At 50.7% G+C, this 3,656-nt stretch carries 3 protein-coding genes and 1 pseudogene; all 4 read right to left on the minus strand.

What is annotated here, in order from left to right; all coding sequences use genetic code 11:
- A pseudogene (locus IQ219_RS17995) lies at window positions 1-268 on the minus strand (hypothetical protein); the annotation flags it as partial.
- Window positions 269-394: 126 nt separating this feature from the next.
- Complete coding sequence (secG, locus tag IQ219_RS18000) at window positions 395-628, minus strand: preprotein translocase subunit SecG (RefSeq protein ID WP_010873234.1); 234 nt, start codon at window positions 626-628, stop codon at window positions 395-397.
- A gap of 63 nt (window positions 629-691) precedes the next feature.
- On the minus strand, window positions 692-2,290 hold the full coding sequence (gene gpmI / locus IQ219_RS18005; RefSeq protein WP_194073516.1) for a 2,3-bisphosphoglycerate-independent phosphoglycerate mutase: 1,599 nt from the start codon (window positions 2,288-2,290) through the stop codon (window positions 692-694).
- A gap of 93 nt (window positions 2,291-2,383) precedes the next feature.
- On the minus strand, window positions 2,384-3,656 hold a 1,273-nt coding region (locus IQ219_RS18010), incomplete at its 5' end, for a hypothetical protein (RefSeq protein WP_194073517.1).

Below are 3,656 nucleotides of genomic sequence, written 5' to 3' on the forward strand. Positions count from 1 at the left end.
CTACAGTGACAGGAAATCTAGACCAGACCAGATGCCCGAGGGGGGAAGATTGCACTTGGGCAAAATAGTCGGTGCCATCATCCCCAGGGAAACTGCGATTCTCCAGGCTAATGCCCAAATCTACCAATTCAGGGGGGAGGGGATGAACTTGGAGTGCTGGTAAAGTCGGCTTGTCCCCATTGCTGGCGATCGCCGGTAGGTTAACCAGCAGTAAAGTCAACAACAATAGGGCCAGGAACTGGGCCCAGGGTTTTATGCGTTCTTTCAAAATCCTTACCCCTGTGGAGCAAACCCCTCAACCGCCAACGCCGGAGGCAGCATCGCCCAAAGCCTGGCCAGATCAAAGAAGTTTTGGCGATCGAGAAGGGTCAAATCGTCCCCCATATCCCCTAACTTAATTGGCCAGCCAGCCAGCACTCAAAATGATGGTCAGCCCAATGAAAATAATGCTCAGGGTCCAGGTCACTTGGTTGAGGGTTTTTTCTGCACTTTTGGCACTGGTAAACAATTGGGCTTGGCCACCAATGCCAGCAATGCCATCCCCTTTAGGGCTGTGGAGCAACACCAGTACGGTCAACAGGGCGGCGGAAGCCATCCAAATAATTCTTAGAACAGTAATTAAAGTCATAACAATCTAGCGCCCCTCGGCGATCGTGCAGGCTTCCCATTTTAGCGCGTTTAACCACCCTACCTAACGGGAGAGGTTAACCGGAGTGCGATTGGTCTTAATTTCCACCAAGGGCTGATCAATAAGGGTTTTACCAGTCATTTCTGCTGGAACAGGCAACTGCAAAATATCCAAAATCGTGGGGGCAATGTCCGCCAGCTTCCCCCCTTCCCGCAGCTTGACTTCGCCACCATGGCCAGGAATTTTGCGTCCTTCCCCTTCCACCAAAATAAACGGCACTGGGTTGGTGGTGTGGGCGGTCCAGGGATTACCCGACTCATCGCTCATATATTCCGCATTGCCATGGTCGGCGGTGATTAACACGGTGCCCCCCATTTTAGCGGCACTGGCCAGGAGGCGTCCCACATTGAGGTCGACGGTTTCGATCGCCTGAATCGCTTCTTTGAGTTTACCGGTGTGCCCCACCATATCGGGATTGGCATAGTTGACCACCACCAGGGAGTAAATGCCTTTTTCCATGGCTCGACAAACCGTATCGGTAACGGCTTTGGCAGACATTTGGGGCGCTTTGTCGTAGGTGGATACCATGGGGCTTTGAATTAGCTCCCGGTCTTCCCCGGCAAAGGGTTGTTCCAAACCGCCATTGAAAAAGTAGGTGACATGGGGATATTTTTCCGTTTCTGCCGTGCGGAACTGCTTCATGCCGTGGCGGGCAACAATCTCTCCCAAAATGTTATTCAGATTTTGCGGCTCAAAGGCCACAACCACTGGCAGGGCAGGATCGTACTGGGTGAAGGTGACAAAATCTAGGGGCTGAATCCTTTCCCTGGGAAAACCATCAAAGCTGGGGTTAACCAAAGCGTAGCAAAGTTGTCTAGCTCGGTCGGGACGAAAGTTGTAGAAGATGACCCCGTCCCCAGAGGCGATCGCCCCGGTGCCTACCCTAGTGGGGGGAATAAATTCATCGGTAATGTCGTTGGCGTAATAATCTTTCACCACCTGGGCAGCACTACGGCCATCTCCTACCCCATCCTCTGTCATGACTCGATAGGCCTTTTCCACCCGGTCCCAACGACGGTCGCGGTCGAGGGCGTAATAGCGGCCACTGACACTGACAATACGCCCCAAACCAATTTTGTCGAGATGGGCTTGGATTTGTTGGACAAAATGGGCCCCTTCATTGGTGGGGGTATCCCGGCCATCGGTAATGGCGTGGATGCAAAGTTGACTAATGCCTTGGAGTTTAGTCAAGTCAATTAGCCCTAAAAGATGGTCAATGTGGGAGTGAACTCCCCCGTCGGAACAAAGACCAATTAAATGCAATTTGCCCCGGCGATCGCGCACTCGTTGGCAAACTTTCACCAAGGCTTCATTCTCAAAAAAACTACCGTCTTCAATGGCGTCACTAATACGTATCAACTCCTGGGGCACCACCCGCCCAGCGCCTAAATTGAGGTGACCAACTTCGGAGTTACCCATTTGACCTTTGGGCAAACCCACATCTTTCCCGGAGGTATTCACCAGGGTATTGGGGTAAGCCGTGATCAGACTATCCATAATGGGGGTGTTAGCCTGGGCAATTGCATTTGCGCGGGTATCTGGGCGATAGCCCCAGCCATCTAGGATGACCAGAACCACCGGGGCGATCGGTGCCTCTGCCATGGTTATTGCCTCACTACAGTTAAAAGTCTGCAAAAGATGCCATTGATAATACCATCAAAAACATCCGGGGCAACTACCGCCCTAGGCCAAGCATTAGTTGTTAATATCCATGGCCTGCTCAAGTTGGGCCGGCGTTAGTCTTTGTACTAGTTGTAAGGGCAGGGGAGCTTGACTCATTCTTTGCACTGCTTCATCCGTCAAATACATTGCCGAATCATTATTTTGCTGGAGATAAAGATCAAAGAAAGCTAATCCTAAACTTTTTAGGTAGGTATAGGCCAAGTCCTGGCCAGGGCCAACAATTTTTTCCGGCAGATTTTCCGTGCCTGCAATGAAGGACAAATGGGTTGCATTTTGCACTAACAGCAGATATTTATCCGTGTCCTCAATCAGGGAAAAGGGAATGATTTGTTCCGGCACTGGTGGAGCAAAAATATCATCACTACCGGCCACAATCAGGGTGGGTACGGCTAAGTTTTTCATGCCATCGGGGCCAAAAATGGGGTTGGTGACGGGATTAATGGCCAGCACAGCTTTAATCCGTTTATCTTGGAGGTCGGCCAAGGGTGGAGCACTATCTACCCCCTGACATTGCCAGAGTAGGGCGGGGTTAAGATTAATTTGATTGGGCTGGTTTAACTTTTCGCATTCTTGGAGCAATGTGGGCCATTCCAAACTGGCTCCTCCACTGGCGATCGCCGTGTAGCCACCGAGGGAGTGACCCAAAATCCCCACATTGTTAATGTCAAATTTGCCTTGCCAAGCAGGGTCCGTAGCCGCTTTTTGGGCCAGGGTATCCAGCACTAAGGTGACATCCTTGGGTTGTTCTAGCCAGGCGTTGGGATTGGGAAACGCATCTAGGCCCTGGAGGGAATCCTGCATCCGAGCTGCATCACTTTCGGGAAAATCAATGCCGGCGATCGCAAAGCCATAGGAAGCCAAATGATCGGCAATGTAGGTAAAGGCCTGAAAATTAGAATTTAAGCCAGGGGCAATCACCACCAAGGGAGCAGGCTTAGTGTTGCCCTGGGGTAGATAAACAAAAACTTTGACTGGTTGACCGTCGGGACGGGGAATGATGAGATTAGTGGTTTTCCATTGTTGTGGTCCAGGCTCAGCCAAGGCTAAGGGTTTTAGGTTTGGGGGCACGGAGGGAGAGGGACTGTCCTGTTTGCCCAACCAGGTAAAAATTCGATCAGTGGCTTGGTATAAACTATCCGCTTGGTCAATGGTATTTTTAAAAGTATCTAGATTTAAAACCAAGTCTGAGCCACCATAGGCATTAATAACATCGATAATTTTAAAGCCATCAGGATTTTGGGCCGCCGTAATAATTGCCCCTTCCAAAAAGGGTTGACTTTCATTG

This window comes from Synechocystis sp. LEGE 06083, assembly GCF_015207725.1.
In the GTDB taxonomy this organism is placed as follows: domain Bacteria; phylum Cyanobacteriota; class Cyanobacteriia; order Cyanobacteriales; family Microcystaceae; genus Synechocystis; species Synechocystis salina.

What these genes read in the sequence shown, in the direction of transcription:
- secG (WP_010873234.1), bottom strand. Translation starts at nt 628, where the DNA reads ATGACTTTAATTACTGTTCTAAGAATTATTTGGATGGCTTCCGCCGCC.
- gpmI (WP_194073516.1), bottom strand. Translation starts at nt 2,290, where the DNA reads ATGGCAGAGGCACCGATCGCCCCGGTGGTTCTGGTCATCCTAGATGGC.